The sequence below is a fragment of the Sorangium sp. So ce1335 genome (genome assembly GCF_051521615.1).
Lineage (GTDB): Bacteria > Myxococcota_A > Polyangia > Polyangiales > Polyangiaceae > Sorangium.
Genome location: NZ_CP150363.1, coordinates 9,167,229 through 9,187,022 on the forward strand (window position 1 = coordinate 9,167,229; position 19,794 = coordinate 9,187,022).

Sequence of the window (19,794 nt, forward strand, 5' to 3'; positions counted from 1 at the left end):
AGCGCGCATGAGGGTCCTCATCCCCGGAATCACCGGCCAGCTCGGCCGCATGGTCGCGACGCGCCTCCTCGAGGAGGGCCACGAGGTGATCGGGATCGATCGGAGGCCGTGGCCGACCGCCCCCGCCGGCATCGAGATGCACAACGTGGATCTCCAGAAGCGCGCCGCCGAGGACGTGTTCCGCAAGAGCCGCCCTCAGGCCGTCATCCACATGGCGACCGTGACGCACCTCGTGGAGCAGACGGAGGAGCGGTATCGCATCAACCTCGGCGGCACGCGCGTCGTCTTCGACAACAGCCGCTCCTGCGGGGTCGAGCACGTGATCTTCGTCGGAAGGCACACCTATTACGGCGCTGGCCCCGAGTCGCCGCTCTACCACAAGGAAGAGGACCCGCCGATGGCGGTGTCCACCTTCCCCGAGCTCGCCGACCTCGTCGCGGCCGATCTCTACGCCTGCACGGCGCTCTGGCGCGCCCCCGAGCTCTGCACGACCGTGCTCCGCATGTGCTACACACTCGGCCCGACGGGCCACGGCACGCTGGCGAGCTTCCTCCGCGGCCCCCACGTCCCGTACGTCCTCGGGTTCGACCCGCTGTTCCAGTTCATGCACGAGCAGGACGTCGTGACCGCCATCTGCCTCGCCCTCGAGAAGCGCATCCGCGGCGTCTACAACGTCTCGGGCCCGCAGCCCGTGCCCCTTTCGCTCATCATCCGGGCGGCCGGGCGCGTGCCGGTGCCCCTCCCCGAGTTCGTGCTCCGCAACGCACTCGGCCGCTTCGGCCTGCCGAAGCTCCCGCGCGCGGCGCTCAGCCACATCAAGTACCCCGTCGTCGTCGACAGCGCCGCCTTCCGCGCCGCCACCGGCTTCCAGCACGCCGTCGACGAGGCCCAGGCGATCCGCGAGTACCGCGACGCGCACCCCGTCCCGACGAGCTGACCCAGAACCGTCCGGCGCCCGCCGGACATCGCATCACGTGAACCACGCGAGAGGAGGTCCCGTTGCTCTCCGACAAGGTCAAGCAGTTCACGCCGGCCAGGCTCACCGCGGACGTCAGCAAGCTGCCCGCGCCGGAGCGGGCGGCGCTCGGCAAGCTCATCGAGGCCTCGCGGCTGCTCGATCCCGTCTTCGACCGGCAGGCCTACGCCGCGAACCCCGAGCTGCGCGAGCGGCTGCTCGCGGACGGCACCCCCGAGGGGCGCGACCGGCTCGCCTATTTCGACATCATGCGCGGCCCCTGGGACAGGCAGGATCACCACCGCCCCTTCGCCATCGACAGGCCCCGTCCGCCCGGCGCCGGCTTCTACCCGGAAGATCTCTCGGCCGACGAGCTCCATGCGTGGACAGCGCAGCACCCCGGCGACAAGGCCTCCTTCGAGAGCCTGTTCACGCTCATCCGCCGCGACGCGGACGGGCTCGTCGCCGTGCCGTACAGCCAGGCCTACGCGGCGTGGCTCGGCCCCGCCGGCGCGCTCCTCGAGGAGGCGGCGTCGCTCACCCAGAACGAGAGCCTGCGGCGCTTCCTGCGGTCCCGGGCCGAGGCGTTCCGCACGGATGATTATTATGCATCCGACAAGGACTGGATGGACCTGGACAGCCAGGTCGAGGTGACCATCGGCCCGTACGAGACCTACGAGGACGAGCTGCTCGGCCTGAAGGCCTCGTTCGAGTCGTTCGTCACCGTGAGCGACCCGGAGGCTTCCCGGAAGCTCTCCCGGTACAAGGAGCTCCTCCCGGAGATGGAGCGCAACCTGCCCATCCCCGACGAGGTGAAGACGGAGCGCGGCGGCGAGAGCCCCATCCAGGTCGTCGACCTCGTCTTCAGCGCCGGCGACGCCCGCAAGTCGGTCCAGACGATCGCGTTCAACCTGCCGAACGACGAGCGCGTCCGCGCCGAGAAGGGGGCCAAGAAGGTCCTGCTCCGCAACGTCATCGAGACGAAGTTCGAGCTGATCATGCGCCCCATCGCCGAGCGCATCCTCGACCCGGCGCAGCTCGAGCACCTGTCCGCGGACGCGTTCTTCAACGAGACGCTCTTCCACGAGCTCTCGCACAGCCTCGGCCCCGCGTTCACGACCGTCGGCGGGGAGCGGGTCGAGGTGCGCCTCGCGCTCGGCTCGACCTACTCGGCCCTCGAGGAGGCGAAGGCCGACGCGATGGGCGCCTACAACGTCCTCTTCATGATCCAGCGAGGCTACTTCCCCGCCGCGTTCCGGGAGAAGCTCCTCGTCTCCTACTTCGCGGGGCTCTTCCGGAGCACCCGCTTCGGCGTGGCCGAGGCGCACGGCAAGGGCGCCGCGCTCCAGATCAACCGCTTCCTGGAGGAGCGCGCCGCCCGCTTCGACCCGGCGACCCGCCGCTTCACGGTCGACGCCGCGGAGCTCGAGGCCGCCATCTCTCGCCTCGTCCGCGACCTCTGCATGGTCCAGCACCGCGGCGACCAGCAGGCCGCCCGCGAGCTCCTCGCGCGGTACGGCGCGGTCTCGGAGCCGATGCAGCAGGCGCTCGGCGGCCTCGAGGGGATCCCGATCGACCTGCGGCCGATCTACCCGCTCGCCGGCGAGTGAGCGCGGGCGGCGCGCGCCGCGCCCTGTGAGCGTGGACAACGAGCGTGGGCAACGAGCGCGGACAGCGAGCGCGGACAGCGAGCGCGGGCGGCGCTCAAGGGCCGATCTGGACGAGGAACGCGTCGCCGGCGCCGCGGCTCGAGAGAGCGCCCGTCCCGAGGTCGACGGCGCCGCTGAAGTGGCCGGTCACCCAGCTGTTGCCGAGGAGATCGGCCGCGACCGAGGCGCCCCCCTGCTCGCCCGAGTCGCCGAACGAACGCGACCAGATCGGGCTGCCGTTGGGGTCGATCTTGGCCACGAACGCGTCGGCGGCGCCCGTGGCCGTGTGGACGTCGTCGCCGATCTCGAGGTTCCCGCGGAACCACCCGGTCAGGAGGATGTTGCCGGCGAGGTCGACCGCGATCGAGGCGCCCTCCTGGTCGGCGTCGTCGCCGTAGTCCTCGCTCCAGAGCGGGACGCCGTTCTCGTCGAGCCGGATGAGGAGGATGTCCTTGTCGCCGTCGGTCGTGCGCGGCGACTCGCCGAGGGTGACGTACGAGCGGAACGAGCCGGTCACGAGGACGTTGCCCGCGCCGTCCACGGCCACGCCGAGCGCCTCGGCGGCGTTCGTCGCGTTGGCCGACTTGCTCCAGAGGTGGTCGCCCGAGGGGTCGAGCTTCGCGATGAACAGGTCGGTCTTGGCCTCGGTGATGAGCGCCTTCTCGTCCCCGAAGCCGATGCTCCCGCTGAACCAGCCGACGAGCACGATGTTGCCCGCGCCGTCGACGGCGACGCCGGTGCCGGACTGGTCCTCCGCGTCGCCGAACTGCCTGGCCCAGTGGACGTTGCCCGCGGCGTCGAGCTTGACGAGGAACACGTCGCGCTTGCCCCGGCTCTTCAGGGTGAGGCGCTCGCCCTGGCGGGCCTCGCCGAAGTCGAGCGTGCCCCAGAACTCGCCGGTGACGAACGCGTTCCCCGCGCGGTCCACGGCGACCGCCGTCGCCTGCTGGGTGACGGCGTCGCCGAAGCGCCGGCTGAACTGGTGGGCGCCCGCGGCGTCGAACCGCGCGACGACGACGTCGGCGCGGTGGCCGCGGCCCTTGCGCACGCCGCCGCCGAAATCGACGTCGCCCGACGCGCTGCCCACGAGCACGACGTCGCCCTCCGGCGAGAGCGCGACCCCGCGGGCGACGCTGTCCGCGAAGCGGCGGCTGAACCGGAAGCGACCGCCGCGCGAGAGCGCGTCGCGCGACAGCCCGTCGCGGGGGAACGCGTCGCGGGGGAACGAGACGAGGAAGGCGTCCGCGTCGCCGAGCGTGCCCAGCTCGTCCGTCGCGCCCGCGCCGAGGTCGGTGCTGCCGGACGCGGACCCGACCACAACGACGGCGTGCTCGCTGACGGCGATCGCCCGGCCGTGCTGATCGCCGGTGCCGCCCAGCGCGGCGCTCTGCACGGGATCGCCCGTGCACCCCCGCCCGTCGCAGTTCTCGTCCTCTGGCGTCGAACAGCTCTCGAACGCCGGCAGGACCTGCTTGGCGCACGCGCCGAACGTCATCCCGTCGTCGTTGCACGTCGCGAGGCCGGGCGCGCAGATGCCGATGCCCGCGGTGCCCTGCGGCCCTGTATAGCAGGCAGTCGTGGCGCGGGGGACGCAGCGCTCCTCGACCCCGCCGCCCCCGCCCTCGCCCTCGCCCTCGCCCGCGTCCGTGCCCGCGACGCCGCCGCCGCCGCTCCCCCCCTCGCCCAGCGGGTCCGGCGCGACCTCGGGGAAGGGCGCGAGGAAGGCGCACGCGCCCGTGCAGGCCAGGGCGAGCGCCGCGACGGCGCCGACGAGGCGGCGCGCGCAGCTCACAGCGCCCCTCGCACGGCGACGCCCGCGCCGTCGAGGCCGACCCACGGCGAGAGCGCCGTCGGGCCGGGGGCGCGCGGCGCGGGCCGCGCCTGCCGACCGGCGGCGTCCGGGGGCGCCGCGCGCGACGAGGAGGAGGGCCAGAAGAGGTACGCGGCAAAGCCGCCCGCGACGAGGGCGGCCCCTGTGAGCGCCGTGCTCGTGATGGCGAGCGCCTGCCCGCGGTCGCGCAGGGCCCGCCGCTCGTCGAGCGAGCCCGGGGCCGGGTTCGCGTTCTTCCTCAGGAAGCTCTGCCGCACGTCGTACGCCATGACCCCCGTGACGAGGGCCCCGGCCGCGAGCGCGGCCGCCGTCCCCACGACGGCCACCGGCGGGATGCCCGGGCCCGGCGCGGCCGCGCGGGCCGGCGCCGGGCGGACGGGGACGAGCGGCCGCAGGGCCGCGGGCGGCCGCCTGCGCCCGAGCTCGGCCCACAGCTCGACCACCGAGCCCGTCTCGGCCTGCACCGCGGCCTCGAACGGCTCGGTGTAATTCTCTGCCCGCACGACAACCCGCCGCTCCCCGGGGGTCACGAGGATGGCCGCGCCGACGAGCGCCGGATGGATCGGCTCGCCGTCGATCTCGACGCGCACGCCGGCCGCGTCCTCGGGCAGGCGCAGGACGATCTGCGACGTCCTCGCGCGGAGCTTCTCGATGCGCGACCGCGATTCCCTGGCGAGCGCGAACTCGCGCCGCGCCGTCGCGCCGGACTGGGCGAGCTCGAACGCGTTGAGCGCCTCGACGACGTGGCCGAGCGCCTCGTGGCAGACGCCGAGGTGATACAGGAGCGGCGGCGAGACGACGACCTTGCGGATGCGCTCGTAGATCGCCAGCGCCTCGGCCCACCGGCCGTTGTCCTCGGCGGCGAGGCCGAGCGCGAAGAGCTGCCGCGCGGACGCGAGCTCCGCGGCGCTCGGTTGCCGCGGCGCGGCAGGAGCTGCCGTGTCGCCCGCGACGGTCGCCGGCCGCGCGGCGGGAGCCGCCATATCGCCCGCGACGGTCGCGGGCGGCGCGGCGGGAGCCGCCGTGTCGCCCGCGATGGCGGCCGGCGGCGGGCGCCGCTCGATCGACAACGAGGGCGACGCCGACGGCGATGGCGTCGGCGAGGGCCTCGGGGAAGGATCGGCGAACGCAGCCGGACCTACGCCGACCACGGCGAAGAATACCACTCCGCCGATGGTGATCCGATGCTCCACCCGCGCCTCCTTCCTCAACGAAGCGATAGAGGCAATCTAACCGTACTCACGCTCCCCGATTCTCGACAACTGGAAAATTGTTTGAGATCGGTACCCGATCCTGGAACGCTCTTGCATCTCCGCTGAGAGCTTCAGCATGGTCGGATTCACGACGACACAGGAGTCGCAGGTACGAGCTGTGATAGCGCCCGTCGATCTTGTGCCAGGCCAGCTTCTCGGCCGCTATGAGCTGCTGATCGCCATCGCGCAGGGCGGAATGGGCACGGTGTGGGCTGCCCGGGAGCGCGGCGGGGCGGCGGGCGACACGATCGTGGCAGTGAAGACGATGCTGCCGGCGCTCTCCAGCGATCCGCGCTGCAAGCGCATGTTCCTCACCGAGTCTCGCATCGCGGCGCGCATCAAGCACCCGAATGTGTGCGCGATCCTGGATCAAGGTGAGCAGAACGGGGTGCTCTACTTCGTGATGGAGTGGATCGACGGCGACGCGCTCGTGGCGCTGCTCGGCGGCAGCGCCCGCAAGCAGGGCCGGCCGCTGCCCCTGCCCGTGGCGGTGCGGATCGCGATCGAGTCGGCGCGGGGGCTGCACGCGGCGCACGAGCTCCGGGACGACGACGGGACGCTCGTCGGGCTCGTGCACCGCGACGTCTCGCCGCACAACATCCTGATCACGCGCGACGGCTCGGTGAAAATCGCCGATTTCGGCGTGGCCAAGGCCATGGCGCAGGCGGACAACCCGACGACGAACACCGGGCACATGAAGGGCAAGATCCTCTTCATGGCGCCCGAGCAGGTCTACAGCGAGCAGCTCGACCGGCGGTCGGACATCTTCGCGCTCGGGATCGTGCTCTATCAGCTCACGACCGGCACGCACCCGTTCGCCGCCAGCCACGACCTCGCGACGATGGCGCGCATCGCGCGGCCCGAGCCGGTCGATCCGCCGAGCTCGCTCGTCCCGGACTACCCGCCCGCGCTCGAGGCCGCGGTGATGCGCGCGCTCGCCAAGGATCCGGCCGAGCGGTTCGCGACGATGGCCGAGCTCGCCGACGCGCTCGAGGCGGTGGACGCCACGCTCGGCGGACGCCGCGAGGAGGTCACGGGGTACATCCGCGACGCGCTCGCCTCGCGCACCGCGCGGAAGACGGCGGTGATCAAGGACGCGCTGCGCGCCGCGGACGGCAGGTCGCGGGGGCGGCCGAGCGCCCGCCTCGACCCGCAGCGCCGCGCCAGGACGATCGCCACCGCGGCGGCGCTCGTCGCCTCGGGCGCGCTGCTCGGGGCGGCGACGCTCCTCTGGGTCGGCCTCGGCGAGGGCCCCGCCGCCCCCGGCCTGGCCGAGCCCGCGGCGCCGGCGCTCCCGGACGAGCCGCGGCCGCGCGTCGCCACGGCCGAGCCGCGCGCGCCGGAGCCGCCGCGCGCCGTCGCGTCGGCGCCGTCCTCCGCGCCCGCGCCCGCGCCGTCCTCCGCCCCCGCCGCGAGCGCGCCCGCGGCCCCGCTGCCCGCGCGATCTCCCGCCGAGACCGGGCGCGCCAAGTTCCGCGATCCGGGCTTCTAGCGCGGCCGCTGACCACGTCGCGCGCCTCGCGCGCGTCGTCAGAGGCCGCGGCGGGCGCGGAGGACGGCCCCGGCGCCCGAGGAATAATCGGGCGACGCCGGTTGTCCTCGGGCGGCCGGGCTTGCTATGAGCTCCCACCCGTTATGCACGACGTACGCGCCCTGAACGAGCTGGTCGCCAAAGAGAGCGCCTTCATCGACACCCTGCTCAACGAGGTTGGCAAGGTCATCGTCGGCCAGACGTACATGATCGAGCGCATCCTCATCGGGCTGCTCACCGGGGGCCACGTGCTCCTCGAGGGCGTCCCGGGGCTGGCCAAGACGCTCACGGTGCGGACGCTCTGCGACGCGATCGACGCGAAGTTCTCCCGGATCCAGTTCACGCCGGATCTCCTGCCCGCCGACCTCATCGGCACGGTCATCTACAACCACCAGAAGGGCGATTTTACCTCCAAGCTGGGCCCGATCTTCGCGAACCTCGTGCTCGCCGACGAGATCAACCGCGCCCCGGCGAAGGTGCAGAGCGCGCTGCTCGAGGCGATGCAGGAGCGGCAGGTCACGATCGGCGACACGACCTACCCGCTGCCGAGCCCGTTCGTCGTCATGGCGACCCAGAACCCGATCGAGCAGGAGGGGACGTACCGGCTGCCCGAGGCGCAGGTCGACCGGTTCATGCTGATGGTCAAGGTCGGGTACCCGGCGCGGGCCGAGGAGCGGCAGATCATCGACCGGACGACCGCGGTGATCGAGGGCAAGGCCGCGAAGGTGACGACGCCCGACGAGCTCGTCTCCGCGCGCAAGGTCGTGCGCGACGTGTACATGGACGACCGCGTGAAGGACTACATCGTGGATGTGGTCTTCGCGACCCGCGAGCCCGGGCAGAAGGGGATGCGGGAGCTGAGCAGCCTCATCGAGTACGGGGCGAGCCCGCGCGCCTCGATCGCGCTGGCGCTCGCGGCGCGCGCGCACGCCTTCCTGCGCCACCGCGGCTACGTCACGCCGGAGGACGTGAAGGCGATCGGCCCCGACGTGCTCCGGCACCGGGTGGTCCTCACCTACGAGGCCGAGGCCGAGGAGGTGACGTCCGAGCAGATCGTCCGGCGCGTGTTCGAGGTGGTCGAGGTGCCGTGATCAAGGCCTCCGGCTCGAAGAACCCGCTGCCGCCGGAGCTCCTGAAGCAGCTCCGGCGCATCGAGATCCGGACGCAACGGCTCGCGAACGAGCAGCTCTCCGGGACGTACTCGTCCGTCTTCAAGGGGCAGGGCCTCTCGTTCCGCGAGGTCCGCGCCTACAACCCCGGCGACGACGTGCGCTGGATCGACTGGAACGTCTCGGCCCGCATGAGCGAGCCGTTCGTGAAGGTGTTCGTCGAGGAGCGGGAGATGACCGTCATGCTGGTCGTCGACGCCTCGCAGAGCGAGCAGTTCGGCACGCGGCGCGCGTCGAAGGCGCGCGTGGCCGCCGAGATCGCGGCGCTCTGCTCCTTCAGCGCCATCAAGAACAACGACCGCGTGGGCCTCGTGCTCGCGACCGAGGCCGTCGAGAAGCTCGTGCCGCCGAAGAAGGGCGACAAGCACGTGATGCGCGTCATCCGGGAGATCCTCGGGCACGAGCCGAAGTACACGGGGACGAACCTGAAGCTCGCGCTCGAGACCCTCGTCAAGGTGGCGAAGCGGAGGAGCGTGGCGTTCGTGATCAGCGATTTCTTCGCGTCCGGCTTCGAGCGCTCGCTCTCGCTCGCGGCCGCCAAGCACGACGTGATCCCGGTGATGCTCGTCGATCCCCGCGACGAGGAGCTGCCCGACGTGGGGCTGGCGACGTTCGAGGACCTGGAGACCGGGGAGGAGGTCGTCGTGGACACCGGCGACCGGGCGGTGCGCGACCACTACCGCACCGCGATGCGCAAGCTCCGGAGCGACAGGGACAAGCTCTTCAAGAAGCTCGCGCTCGACGCCGTCGTTGTGAAGACGGGCGAGAGCTTCGTCACCCCGCTGCGCGACCTGTTCGCCAAGCGGGCGCGGAGGCTCAGGCGATGACGCAGCGCTGCTCCCCGGCCTGCGCCGCGCGCCCGCTCGCGTGGGCCGCGCTCGCGGCGGCGCTCGCGTGCGCCCTGCCGGCTGGCGCGCAGCCGGACGCGGGCGCCGCCGGCGGGCCCGCCGCGCGGGACGACGACGCCCCGCCGCCTCCTCCTCCCCCGGCGCCGGCGCCGGCGCCTGCCGCGGCGCAGCGGGGCGGGGGGAGCGTGTGGGCCTCGTGCGCGGAGCACGTGCCGCCCGGCGCGACGCGGCCGCAGATCCAGGAGACGTTCCCGAAGCAGGGGTTCAGCGGCTACGCGGCGCCCCTCGAGGTCACCGTCGCGCACGGCAAGGGCGAGACGGTGCTGCCGGAGGGCTTCAAGGTCCAGGGCGACAGCGACGCCGCGCGCGCGCTGGAGAAGGCGGGGTTCCTCCTGCCCGAGGCCGACGCGGGCGCCGGGCCGACGAGCACGACGACGGCGACCGACACCGGCGCGACGACGAAGCTCGTCATCCCGTTCGTCCCGCTGCCGAAGGAGCCGGGGAGGAGCGTGCTGCAATTGCCACCGGTGCCGATCGCCGTGTCGCGCGCGAGCGGCGAGCTCGTCACGGTGTGCACCCGGCCGCACGAGATCATCGTCGAGGATCCGATCGCCAACGAGCGGGACCCCAAGGTGAAGCCGAACCCGCCGCCGCGGCCGCAGCGCGAGGAGTGGGTGCTCGCGAAGCAGCTCACGTTCGGCATCCTCATCGGCGCGGCGCTCGGGGTGCTCGTGGCCTGGCTTGTCCGGCGCTGGCTGCGCCGGCCGCGCGTCGTGGCCGCGCCGCCGCCGAAGCTGCCGTGGGTGGCCGCGCTCGAGGAGCTCGAGGAGCTCCGGCGCTCCGACCTGCTCAGCCAGGGGCGGACCGACGAGTACTTCGACCGCGTGAGCGACTGCGTGCGCAAGTACCTCGGCGCGCGGTACGGCTTCGACGGCCTCGAGACGACGAGCGACGAGATGCGCGCGCTGCTCGCGCGGGTGCGCCCGCCCGTGCCGGTGCTGCCGCAGATCACGAAGTTCCTCGCCGACTGCGACCTCGTGAAGTTCGCGCGGCTCCAGCCGACCGAGGCCGACTGCCTCGACGCGATCGAGCGCGGCGAGGTCATCGTGCACCGCACGACGCCGCCTGCCGTGCGCCCCGGCGACGCCGCCGGGCCCGCCGGCAAGCAGCCGGCATCCGACCGCCCGTCCCGGGCGCCCGAGGAGGCGCCGTGAGCCGGGCCAAGCGCGCGGCGCTCGCGATCGCGGCGACGCTCGTCGTCGCGGCGATCGCCTGCCTCTACCCCTACCTCGCGCGCCGCGACGCCTGGGTCGGCGCGAGCTGGCAGACGCCGTGGTTCCTCGTCGCGCTCATCGCGGTGCCGGTCGTCTGGTACTGGGGCATCTTCGCGGAGGACGCGCGCAGGCCCCGGCTCCGGCTCGGCACGGTCGCGCCGCTCGCGCGCGGGCCGCGCGGCGTGCGCAGCCACCTGCGCGACCTGCCCGGCGTGCTGCGCACGGTGGCGCTCGCGCTGCTCATCCTGGCGATGGGACGGCCGGTCAGCGTGCTCCGCGAGCAGCGCTCGGACGACAGGGGCATCGACATCGTCGTGGCGCTCGACCTGTCGGGCTCGATGCGCGCGATCCTCGACGCGAGGCCGACCGACCTCCCCGGCCAGCCGAAGCTGCCGCGCGGCAAGCGGCTGACCCGGCTCGACACGGCGAAGCTCGTCCTCCAGGACTTCATCAGCCGGCGGAGGACCGATCGCCTCGGCGTCGTCGTCTTCGGCAAGGCCGCCTACGTGCTGTCGCCGCCGACGCTCGACTACCACCTGCTCACGCAGATGGTCTCGCAGATGACGCTCAACGTGATCGACGGCAGCGCGACGGCGATCGGCGACGCGCTGGGCACCGCGGTCGCCCGGCTGCGCAGGAGCGACGCGCAGTCCAAGGTCGTGATCCTCCTGACCGACGGCGACTCGAACGCCGGCGCCATCTCCCCCGAGTACGCGACGCACCTCGCGACGACGCTCGGCGTGAAGGTCTACACGATCCAGATCGGCACCGACGACGAGGTCGAGGTCGAGGACGGCATCGATCTCTTCGGGCAGCCGCGCTACGTGCGCCACCGCTTCCCGGTGAACCCCGCGCTGCTCCAGGAGATCGCGCAGAAGACGGGCGGCGCGTCGTACGTGGCGACCGACGCGAAGGCGCTCGCGGACAGCATGCACGACGTGCTCGACCGGCTGGAGAAGACGCGCTTCGAGGCGTCGATCTCGGCGTACGAGGATCTCTTCCCGTTCCTGCTCCTGCCCGGGGTGTTCCTGATCGGGCTCGACGCGCTCCTGCGCGCCTGGCTGCTCCGGAGGTTCCCGTGAATTTTGCGGCCCCCTGGTTCCTGCTCGGGACGGCGTTCGCCGCGCTGATCGGCCTCTTGCTCATCCTCGGCGGCTTCGGCGTGGCGCGCGCCATCAAGCGCTTCGGCGACGAGGATCGCGTGAGGGCGCTGACCACCGCCGACCCGTCGAAGCGCCGCGCCTGGAAGGGCGTGCTCCTCGTGCTCGCGACGGCGCTCGCGTTCGTCGCCGCGGCGCGGCCGCAGTACGGCAAGGGCACGCGGCTCGTGCCGGCGACGAACGTCGACGTGGTCGTCGTGCTCGACTACTCGAAGAGCATGTACGCGCGCGACGTGGAGCCCTCGCGCATCTTCCGCGCCAAGGTCGAGGTCGCCCGGCTCATCAAGGACCTCGAGGGCGCGCGCTTCGGCGCGGTCGCGTTCGCCGGCGAGCCGATGGGCTTCCCGCTCACCGCGGACGGCGCCGCGATCGCGCAGTTCTTCCGCCAGCTCGACCCCAACGACATGCCGATCGGCGGCACCGCGATCGCGCGCGCGCTCGACCAGGCGAACGAGCTCCTGCGGCGCGATCCGAAGTCCGCCGAGCACAAGCGGATCATCCTGCTCGTCACCGACGGCGAGGATCTGGAGGGCTACCCGCTGAGCGTCGCCCAGGCGATCGGCGCCCAGGGCACGACGATCCACGTCGTGCAGATCGGCGGGCGCACGCCGGAGCCGATCCCGGAGATCGGCCCGGACGGCCGCATCGTCGGGTGGCGGCAGGACCGCCAGGGCAAGCCGCTGACGACCGAGCTGTCGCTGTCGGGCGAGCAGCAGCTCGCGTCGATCGCGCAGGCGACGCCGGGCGGGCAGATCATCCGCGCGGAGAAGGGGACCACGGGCATCGAGACGATCGCCGCGGAGCTCCGGCGGCAGATGAAGAGCGAGTTCTCGGAGCGGGTCGAGACGGTGTACGCGGACGTGTATTTCTACCCGCTCGGCCTCGCGATCTTGCTCCTCATCGCCGAGGTGTTCCTGAAGGACGCCCCGCGCCGGCGCTTCGTTGCGACGCACCCCAAGGCCGCGCCGCGGCGCGCCTCGCTGCTGAAGGGGCGCGCGGGGGGCGCGGGCGGCGCGGAGCTCGGCGGGGAGACGGGGCCGGCCGCGGCGGGCGGCGCGGGAGGGCAGCATGCCGCGTCGTGATCGCAAGCGGGCGGATCTCCCCGGGTTCTTCGCGCGCCACGGGCGCGTCCTCGCGATCGGGCTCGCCGCGGCGTGCCTCACCGGGGCCGCGTTCTCGGCGGCGTCCGGGTGCAGCGGGTGGGATCCGACGTCCCCGTTCGAGCGGAACGCGCCGGCGGTCGATCAGGCGATCCGCGAGCTCGACGCGGGCAACCTCGAGTCGGCCGCGCAGGCGCTCGAGAGCTACCTCGGGACGGGCCCGTGCAGCGACGCGGGCATCGGCCTGCCCGACTCCGTGCGCCAGAAGCCGAACGGCTCGTTCGATCTCGGGCTGACGCTGTTCCACATGGCCGAGCGCTACGGCCACCGCTTCGGCGACGAGGAGCTCGCGGACGGCGGGCCGGAGCAGGAGCAGAACGACGCGCTGCGCGGGATCGAGATCGACTGCGCGCTGACCCTCGTGAAGGCGATCGCCGCCGATCCGAGCGTGCCGGCCGACCTGCGCGCGCGCGCCCGCTACCTCGCGGGAAACCTCGAGTTCTTGCGGCGCAAGTACGAGGACGCCGTGAAGTACTACGATCAGGCGCTGGCCATCATCCCCGGCGTCCTCGAGGAGGCGGGCGGCGACGGCGTCGGCCGCGACGCGGCCTGGAACCGGGCGATCGCGCTGCGCCGCATCGAGGAGCAGAAGGACGCCGGCCCGCCGGACGCCGAGCCCGATGCGCCGCCGGACGCCGAGCCCGACGCGCCGCCGGACGCCGAGCCCGACGCCGGTGACGACGGCGGCGAGCCCGACGCGGGCGACGACGGCGGCGAGCCCGACGCGGGCGACGACGGCGGCGAGCCCGACGCGGGCGACGACGGCGGCGGCGACCAGGACGAGAGCCCTGACGCGGGCCCGCAGGATCAGCAGCCCGACGCCGGGCAGCCCGACCAGCCCGAGCCGCCGCCCGAGCAGCCCCAGGAGCCGCCGCCGTCCGGCCGGCAGGACGATCGCGTCCTCGACCAGCTCGAGGAGGCGCCGACCTACCAGGAGCAGGAAGCGAAGAGCCGGGCCGGCATGCGGCGCGGCCGCGGGATGGAGGACAAGTGACGCGCCCGGCGTGCTCCCCCGCCCCGCTCGCGCTCGCCGCGCGCATCCTCGCCCCGCTCGCGCTGGCCGCGCGCTGCCCTGCCCCGCTCGCGCTGACCGCCCCGCGCCCAGCGCCGCTCGCGACGGCGCTGCTCCTCGCGCTGCTCGCGCTGCTCGCCCCGCTCACGGCGCGCGCCCAGCAGCCGGAGCTCTCGGCCCGCGCGAGCTCCACCGAGGTCGAGGTCGGCGAGCCGTTCTCGGTCGAGGTGAAGGCGCTGGTCGAGCGCGGCGCCGGCATGCCGTCGGACCCCGAGCTGCGCGTCCCGCCCGATCTCGACATCGTCTCCGGCCCGAGCATCGGGACGCAGATGAAGACGCAGATGAGCGGCGGCATGGTGACGACGCAGCTCGGGATCAGCGCGACCTGGCAGATCGTCGCGAACAAGCCCGGCCGCTACACGATCCCCGGGCCGACCGTCACGTGGAACGGCAAGCGCCTGATCGCGGCCCCGATCGTGATCAAGGTCGTGCCGGCGAGCGGTCGGCCGCGCCGTCCGAGCAGCCCGTTCCTCTTCCCCGGCGGCCCGCTGCACGGCCTGCCGTGGCCGTTCAGCGGCCCGGGAGGCCTGCTCGACGACGAGGAGGTCGACGAGCCCGAGGACCAGGCGCCGGAGCTGGCGATGCCGAGCGAGCCCGATCCGGTGGTGTTCCTTCGCGCCATCCCCGACAAGACGACCGCGGTGGTCGGCGAGCAGGTCACGGTCTCGTTCTACCTGTACTTCCGCGAGAACGCGGAGATGAGCGAGCCCCGCGCCGCGCCCGCCGCCGACTTCCTCCGCCACGCGCTCCTCGAGGATCCGCGCCACGAGCGGCCCGTGTACACGCGGGTCGGCGGGCACCGCTACGCCGCGCGCCTCGTCGACAAGCTGGCGCTGTTCCCGCTGAGGGCGGGCGAGCTGCGCACGGGCAAGATGCAGGCGCGCATCACCGGGCGGCGCATCGGCGCGCGCGTGCTGCGCGAGTCGAACGACGTCGTCGTCCAGGTCACCGAGCCGCCGGTCGCCGGCCGCCCGTCCGGCTACACCCTCGGCGACGTCGGTCAGTTCACGCTGAAGGCGACCGTGCAGCCGCGCCAGATCGAGCAGGGCGGCTCGGTGGCCGTGAGCGTGCAGGTCGCCGGCACCGGCAACTTCCCGCAGTCGCTCCGGGTGCCGGAGCGGACCGGCCTCGAGTGGCTCGACCCCGAGAAGCGCGAGTCGATCGAGCCGCGCGGCGGCGCGATCGGCGGCTTCCGCTCGTTCGGCTACGTCGTCCGGATCCAGGAGAGCGGCGCGGTGAGCCTCGGGAAGATCGAGTTCCCGTACTGGGATCCGGCGCAGAAGCGCTACGTCGTCGAGACCGCGGACCTCGGCGTCGTCCAGGTGACCGCTGTCGCTCCGCCGGCGCCCTCCGGGCCGACGCCGGGCGCGAAGGACGCGGATCGCGACGCGGCCGGCCGCGCCGAGCCGTTCGCCGGGATGCCGGGGCTCCGCTCGTCGCTCGGCCCGCACGCCCCGCCCGCGACGCTGCCCCTCGACGGGGCGCCGTTCTGGCTCCTGCTGGCCGCGCCGCCGCTGCTCGTCACGCTGTTCGGCGCGGGCGATCGGCTCGTGCGCCGGGCGCGCGAGCGCCGCGCGGCGGGCGCGACCTCGCCCGCCCGGCTCGCGGCCGTGGCGCTTCAGGAGGCGGAGGACGCCGCCGCGCAGGGGGACCTCAAGGCCACGGCCGCGGCGGTCGAGCGCGCCGTGCACCGGGCGATCGAGTCCGCGACGGGCCTCCGCTCCCGCGGCGTGCTCCTCGCGGCGCTCCCCGGCGAGCTGGGCGAGCGCGGCGTCGCCGAGGCGCTGGCGGCGCGCGCCTGCGAGACGCTGGCCGCGTGCGAGGCGATCCGGTTCGAGCCGGCCGCGCAGGAGGGCGGCGCCGCCGCGGCCGCAGGGCTCGTCGAGCAGAGCCGCGCCGTCATGAACGAGCTCGCGCGATGGAAGCCGACGTGAACGGCCGCCGCCGCAGCCGGCTCCTCGCCGCCGCGCTCCTCGCCCTCGCCGCGTGCCTCGCGCCGGCGTTGCCCTCGCTCGAGGCGCGCGCGCAGCCGGCCGGGACCGAGGCGCGCGCGCAGCCGGCCGGGACCCCGGAGGCGCTGTTCCAGCAGGCCACGGCGTCGCTCGGCCGCGGCGAGTACGGCGCGGCGATCGACACGTTCGAGCTGCTCGCCGACCGCGGCTTCGTGCACCCGGACGCGAGCTATAACCGCGGGCTCGCCTACGTCCTGCGCGTCCGCGAGGGGGCGGACCGCCCCGGCGACCTGGGCCGGGCGGCGGCCGCCTTCGAGGAGGCGCTGCGGCTCCGTCCGGGCGACGCGGAGGCGGATCGCGCGCTCGACCTCGTGCGCGCGGAGCTCACGCGCCGGCGCTCGCGCCGCGCCGCGGACGCCGTCGACGCGCGGCCCACGCTCGACCGGGTCATCGTCGGCCTCGCGTCGGAGCGCACCTGGGCGGCGGCCGCGCTCCTCGCGTCGCTGCTCCTCGCGGTCGGCATGGTGCTGCGGCGCCGCCCGGCGGGCCCAGCGCACGTCGCGGGCAGCGTCCTCGCGCCCACGGCGCTCGTCGCGCTCATCGCGCTGGTGCCGCTCACCTATGCGGCGCGGCACCTCCGCCTGACGACGCGCGCCGGCGTCGTCGTGGTCCCGGAGGTCCGGCTCCTCGACGAGGGCGGGCGCGCGCTGCCCCGCGCGGAGCAGACCCCTATCCCCGAGGGCGCGTCGGTCGAGGTCGGCCGGAGATCGGGCGGTCTCGCGGAGGTCCGCTGGGGCGCGACGGAGGGGTGGGTCCCGGCGTCGAGCATCCGGCTGCTCGCTCCATGAACCGCGCCATCGTGTGCTAGGTTGTCGGCGTGTGGGTACGCCGCGCAGCCATCCGCCCCGTCCCCTCGTACGCTCAGGTGCCTGCGCGCGTCCTGTCCGAGATCGAGGATCAGCTCGCCGAAGATGACGACGACTCGCGCAAGCAGCTCGACGATGCGTTCACGCGCTTCGAGCAGACGCAGCCTGCGCTGGCGGACCGGATCTCCGGGGTGCTCTCGGGCCCGCTCGACGAGACGGCGCTCGCCCTCGGCTATTTCCTGACGCTCGCGATCTGGCTCGCCTTCGACGAGCTGTTCGGTCAGGACCTCGAGGAGGTCACGGAGACGGCGCTGACCGGCGTCGAGGAGTCGCTGAACCTGGACGAGCAGATCCGGCTGCACGATCCCGCAGAGGCGGTCGACTCGGACGACGTCATCGCGATGGAGCAGCCCGACGTGCTCGCCTTCGTGCAGGAGCACCTCGACGCGGCGCTGGAGGCGAACGCGCACGAGGTGGACGTCGACGACGTCCACGCGATCTACCGGGTGGTGCTGATCGAGGTGCTGGCGCTGAGCTACGCGGTGCGGCCGCCCTCGAACTGGGTGGCGCTCACGACGGAGTTCACGGCGTAGCCCGGCCCCCAGAGGGGGTGTTCGCTGCGCGCGGTGGGGGGTGGGGGCCCCGCCGAACTCGCCTTGGATGTTCGTCATCCGGCAAGCCGGATGACGAACATCCAAGGCTCAGACATCGGCCCATCCCCCACCCCCCACCGCGCGCAGCGAACACCCCCTCTGGGGGCCTACGGTGGGAGTGAGGGGGGTTGGGGGGTCAGCGCGCGGAGAAGGTGGCGAGGAAGGCGGGCATCTCGACGCTGCGGCCATCGTCGAGGAGGACGGCGCGGCGAGGAGAGTTGATGGCGTCGAGCACGGCGACGAGCTCGCGGAACGGCGTCCTGTCGTCGCTGTGAAGGACAGCCTGGTCGGCGCGGCGGTCGCCGGGGACGCGGTGCTCGCCGCTGCGCTCCCACTCGCGCTGGATGGCGTCGCCGAGCTCCCTGTAACGGAGGGCCGTGGCCCCCGAGGCGCCCACCTCGACAGGACGCTTCGGGACGGTCACCTCGCTCAGGACGGTCGCGCCCTGCTTCCACACCAGGCGGAAGCTGTCCTCTCCGACATGGACGTGCATCGCCTTGAGAGGCTCCTTCTGGCACTCCTCGCCGCAACCGGCGGCAGCAGGCGCCTCGGCGCTGGTCCTGAGACGCGAGCTCGTGACCCACACCGCGGTGATCAGGAGAAATGCGATGGTCACCATCAGCAGATCGATGAACGGGATCATGTTGATCTCGCTGTTGCGCGTACGCTTCTCGCCTCCACCCACGTCGACGCCCGCCATGGCTGCCTCCTCGTGTGTTCGTGATGCCGCGATGTGTGTTCGCGACGTCGGCGCTCTCCGGCTCACGCAGCGCCGCGACGTGAGGCACAGAGGACGGCGCGCGCAGGATGTTCCTGAAAAGCCCTCAGGCCGACATCGACACCGCAGAAGAAGCGCTCACGCCGGCGTGCAGCGGCCACGCCGACATCGACCCCGCGGAACGGGGCGCCGAAACGCACAGGACACCGCACCCCATGGCTCGACGGACAGGGCGCGGGCGGCCCCGCTCCGCCCCGTCCAGTATTTCAGAGGCAGGCCGCCTGGCTCCCTGTCTCGGCTAACGCCAAGCGTCATCACGATCGATCCTGGCCCCACGCCCCGTCCGGGCGAGGGGCGCTGGAGCCGCGCAGCTTCCCGTGAGGGGAGCCGACACGCTGCGCCGCGGACGAGCCTGCCCCGAGCTACCCGACTCCATGACGCACCGTGTCGTACCCGGTGCGTCATCGCCGAGCCGTCCCTTGACAAACAATCCGTTATAACGGATGATAGGCCTACGGGTTGGAGGTAAAGCGGATGCGCCCCCAGAGTGCTCAAGTGATCGACCTGGAACAGTACCGGCAGCGGCGGGTAGTTCGGAACGAACGCGCCCCCGAGGACGACAAGATGTCCTCGGACAAGTCGGTCAGCATGCCGGTCGCCCTTTGGTGGTTCCCCGTGTGGACCTGGATGCCGGTCTGGCAGATCCGATGAAATCCGTCCGCCAGAACCCGCGCCGGACCTCCCCTGCGGCGATCTCCGGCGCGGGCTTCCACCGCTCGCTCACCGCGTCGGGCCTGGCGAACGGCGCGGCCGGGTCGAACGGCGCGGCCGGACCGAACGGGAGCGCCCTGTCGCTGGCTGGACCTTCCCCGCACCGCGGGGCGGAGAGCGCCGCTGGGCCCGCAAGCTCGACCTCGATCCGGGACACGGGGGAGACGCCGCAGCGGGAAGCGGACGAGGCGTCGGAAGAAGCCTGGGCCTACGAGGTGGCGCCGCAGGACGCGTCCTCGGCGCTCACGGGCATCGTCGGCGCCAACCTGCGCCGCCTCCGGACCAAGCGCGGGCTCTCCCTGGAGCGGCTGGCGAAGGCGTCGAGCGTGAGCCGGGCGATGCTCAGCCAGATCGAGCTCGGCCAGAGCACACCGACGATCAACGTGCTCTGGAAGATCGCGCGGGCGCTGGGCGTGCCGTTCTCGGCGCTGATCAGCGACCAGTCGATCGGAGGCACCACGATCATCCCGGCCGCGCGCGCCAAGGTGCTCACGTCGCACGACGGCTCGTTCTCGTCGCGCGCGCTGTTCCCGTTCGACGTGCCGAGGACCGTCGAGTTCTACGAGCTCAGGCTCGCGCCACTCGCCACGGAGCAGGCCGATCCACACCCGCCGGGCACGGTCGAGAACCTCGTGGTGACGTCGGGAACGCTGGAGATGATCGTCGGCGCCGAGCGGCACCTGCTCGCGACCGGCGACGCGATCCTGTTCGAGGCCGACGTGCCTCATCAGTACAGGAACCCCACCAAGCAGGAGGTCATCATGTACCTGGTGATGACCTACGTCGAGAAGACCGGATAACACGGCGCCGGCCGGGTCCGTTCATCACGTCGAAGCGCGAAGAGGAAGAGAGCGCAGGAGAATCGCTTCTCCCGGGCGCACTCTTCGTCTTCGCGCTCGTCTTCTGAAGGGTGAGGCACTGCGCCAGGAGCG

17 protein-coding genes are annotated in these 19,794 nt (G+C 73.2%); 14 read left to right on the plus strand and 3 right to left on the minus strand.

What is annotated here, in order from left to right:
• The first annotated feature begins 7 nt into the window (after positions 1–7).
• Positions 8–937, plus strand: a complete 930-nt coding sequence (locus WMF24_RS33995; RefSeq protein ID WP_437731599.1) for an SDR family oxidoreductase — start codon at positions 8–10, stop codon at positions 935–937.
• A gap of 62 nt (positions 938–999) precedes the next feature.
• On the plus strand, positions 1,000–2,565 hold the full coding sequence (locus tag WMF24_RS34000) for a dipeptidyl-peptidase 3 family protein (protein ID WP_437731600.1): 1,566 nt from the start codon (positions 1,000–1,002) through the stop codon (positions 2,563–2,565).
• Positions 2,566–2,659: 94 nt separating this feature from the next.
• On the opposite strand, the gene WMF24_RS34005 is transcribed toward WMF24_RS34000, so the two are convergent.
• Together WMF24_RS34005 and WMF24_RS34010 are read right to left on the minus strand one after the other, a co-directional pair.
• Positions 2,660–4,396, minus strand: a complete 1,737-nt coding sequence (locus WMF24_RS34005) for a hypothetical protein (protein ID WP_437731601.1) — start codon at positions 4,394–4,396, stop codon at positions 2,660–2,662.
• Positions 4,393–5,628 carry a hypothetical protein gene (locus WMF24_RS34010; RefSeq protein WP_437731602.1) on the minus strand — a complete coding sequence of 412 codons (1,236 nt, stop codon included), beginning with the start codon at positions 5,626–5,628 and terminating at the stop codon, positions 4,393–4,395. Before WMF24_RS34010 ends, WMF24_RS34005 begins: the two co-directional genes overlap by 4 nt.
• A 199-nt stretch (positions 5,629–5,827) precedes the next feature.
• On the opposite strand from WMF24_RS34010, the gene WMF24_RS34015 reads away from it, so the two are divergent.
• The 10 genes from WMF24_RS34015 (at position 5,828) to WMF24_RS34060 (ending at position 17,313) form a co-directional block, all read left to right on the plus strand.
• Positions 5,828–7,180 (plus strand): serine/threonine-protein kinase, encoded by a 1,353-nt coding sequence (locus WMF24_RS34015; RefSeq protein WP_437731603.1) that lies wholly within the window; start codon positions 5,828–5,830, stop codon positions 7,178–7,180.
• A 143-nt stretch (positions 7,181–7,323) separates the two neighbouring features.
• The gene (locus WMF24_RS34020; RefSeq protein ID WP_020739576.1) at positions 7,324–8,310 is read left to right on the plus strand and encodes an AAA family ATPase; all 987 of its coding nucleotides are present in this window, start codon (positions 7,324–7,326) and stop codon (positions 8,308–8,310) included.
• The gene (locus WMF24_RS34025) at positions 8,307–9,215 is read left to right on the plus strand and encodes a DUF58 domain-containing protein (protein WP_437731604.1); all 909 of its coding nucleotides are present in this window, start codon (positions 8,307–8,309) and stop codon (positions 9,213–9,215) included. Before WMF24_RS34020 ends, WMF24_RS34025 begins: the two co-directional genes overlap by 4 nt.
• Positions 9,212–10,450: a hypothetical protein gene (locus WMF24_RS34030; RefSeq protein WP_437731605.1), complete on the plus strand. Its 1,239-nt coding sequence runs from the start codon at positions 9,212–9,214 to the stop codon at positions 10,448–10,450. The genes WMF24_RS34025 and WMF24_RS34030 overlap by 4 nt, the downstream gene beginning before the upstream one ends.
• Positions 10,447–11,592: a vWA domain-containing protein gene (locus WMF24_RS34035; RefSeq protein WP_437731606.1), complete on the plus strand. Its 1,146-nt coding sequence runs from the start codon at positions 10,447–10,449 to the stop codon at positions 11,590–11,592. Before WMF24_RS34030 ends, WMF24_RS34035 begins: the two co-directional genes overlap by 4 nt.
• Positions 11,589–12,752 carry a vWA domain-containing protein gene (locus WMF24_RS34040; RefSeq protein ID WP_437731607.1) on the plus strand — a complete coding sequence of 388 codons (1,164 nt, stop codon included), beginning with the start codon at positions 11,589–11,591 and terminating at the stop codon, positions 12,750–12,752. The genes WMF24_RS34035 and WMF24_RS34040 overlap by 4 nt, the downstream gene beginning before the upstream one ends.
• A complete protein-coding gene (locus tag WMF24_RS34045) occupies positions 12,739–13,824 on the plus strand; it encodes a tetratricopeptide repeat protein (protein ID WP_437731608.1) in 1,086 nt (361 codons plus the stop codon). The genes WMF24_RS34040 and WMF24_RS34045 overlap by 14 nt, the downstream gene beginning before the upstream one ends.
• A complete protein-coding gene (locus tag WMF24_RS34050) occupies positions 13,821–15,836 on the plus strand; it encodes a BatD family protein (protein WP_437731609.1) in 2,016 nt (671 codons plus the stop codon). Before WMF24_RS34045 ends, WMF24_RS34050 begins: the two co-directional genes overlap by 4 nt.
• Positions 15,821–16,702, plus strand: coding sequence for a tetratricopeptide repeat protein (locus tag WMF24_RS34055; protein ID WP_437731610.1), 882 nt, complete (start codon positions 15,821–15,823; stop codon positions 16,700–16,702). Before WMF24_RS34050 ends, WMF24_RS34055 begins: the two co-directional genes overlap by 16 nt.
• 29 nt (positions 16,703–16,731) lie before the next feature.
• Positions 16,732–17,313 carry a hypothetical protein gene (locus tag WMF24_RS34060; protein ID WP_437731611.1) on the plus strand — a complete coding sequence of 194 codons (582 nt, stop codon included), beginning with the start codon at positions 16,732–16,734 and terminating at the stop codon, positions 17,311–17,313.
• 196 nt (positions 17,314–17,509) lie between these two features.
• Here the strand turns inward: WMF24_RS34060 and WMF24_RS34065 are convergent, their stop codons facing one another.
• Entirely contained in the window at positions 17,510–18,073 is a 564-nt protein-coding gene (locus WMF24_RS34065; RefSeq protein ID WP_437731612.1) for an ExbD/TolR family protein, read from the minus strand.
• A gap of 573 nt (positions 18,074–18,646) precedes the next feature.
• Between WMF24_RS34065 and WMF24_RS34070 the strand changes: the two genes are divergently transcribed.
• Both WMF24_RS34070 and WMF24_RS34075 read left to right on the plus strand, forming a co-directional pair.
• Complete coding sequence (locus tag WMF24_RS34070; RefSeq protein ID WP_437731613.1) at positions 18,647–18,802, plus strand: hypothetical protein; 156 nt, start codon at positions 18,647–18,649, stop codon at positions 18,800–18,802.
• On the plus strand, positions 18,799–19,662 hold the full coding sequence (locus tag WMF24_RS34075) for a helix-turn-helix domain-containing protein (RefSeq protein WP_437731614.1): 864 nt from the start codon (positions 18,799–18,801) through the stop codon (positions 19,660–19,662). The genes WMF24_RS34070 and WMF24_RS34075 overlap by 4 nt, the downstream gene beginning before the upstream one ends.
• The last annotated feature ends 132 nt before the right edge of the window (positions 19,663–19,794 follow it).

Coding starts and splice junctions, on each gene's coding strand:
- WMF24_RS33995 (WP_437731599.1), top strand. CDS start 8: ATGAGGGTCCTCATCCCCGGAATCACCGGCCAGCTCGGCCGCATGGTC.
- WMF24_RS34020 (WP_020739576.1), top strand. CDS start 7,324: ATGCACGACGTACGCGCCCTGAACGAGCTGGTCGCCAAAGAGAGCGCC.
- WMF24_RS34030 (WP_437731605.1), top strand. CDS start 9,212: ATGACGCAGCGCTGCTCCCCGGCCTGCGCCGCGCGCCCGCTCGCGTGG.
- WMF24_RS34045 (WP_437731608.1), top strand. CDS start 12,739: ATGCCGCGTCGTGATCGCAAGCGGGCGGATCTCCCCGGGTTCTTCGCG.
- WMF24_RS34055 (WP_437731610.1), top strand. CDS start 15,821: ATGGAAGCCGACGTGAACGGCCGCCGCCGCAGCCGGCTCCTCGCCGCC.
- WMF24_RS34065 (WP_437731612.1), bottom strand. CDS start 18,073: ATGGCGGGCGTCGACGTGGGTGGAGGCGAGAAGCGTACGCGCAACAGC.
- WMF24_RS34075 (WP_437731614.1), top strand. CDS start 18,799: ATGAAATCCGTCCGCCAGAACCCGCGCCGGACCTCCCCTGCGGCGATC.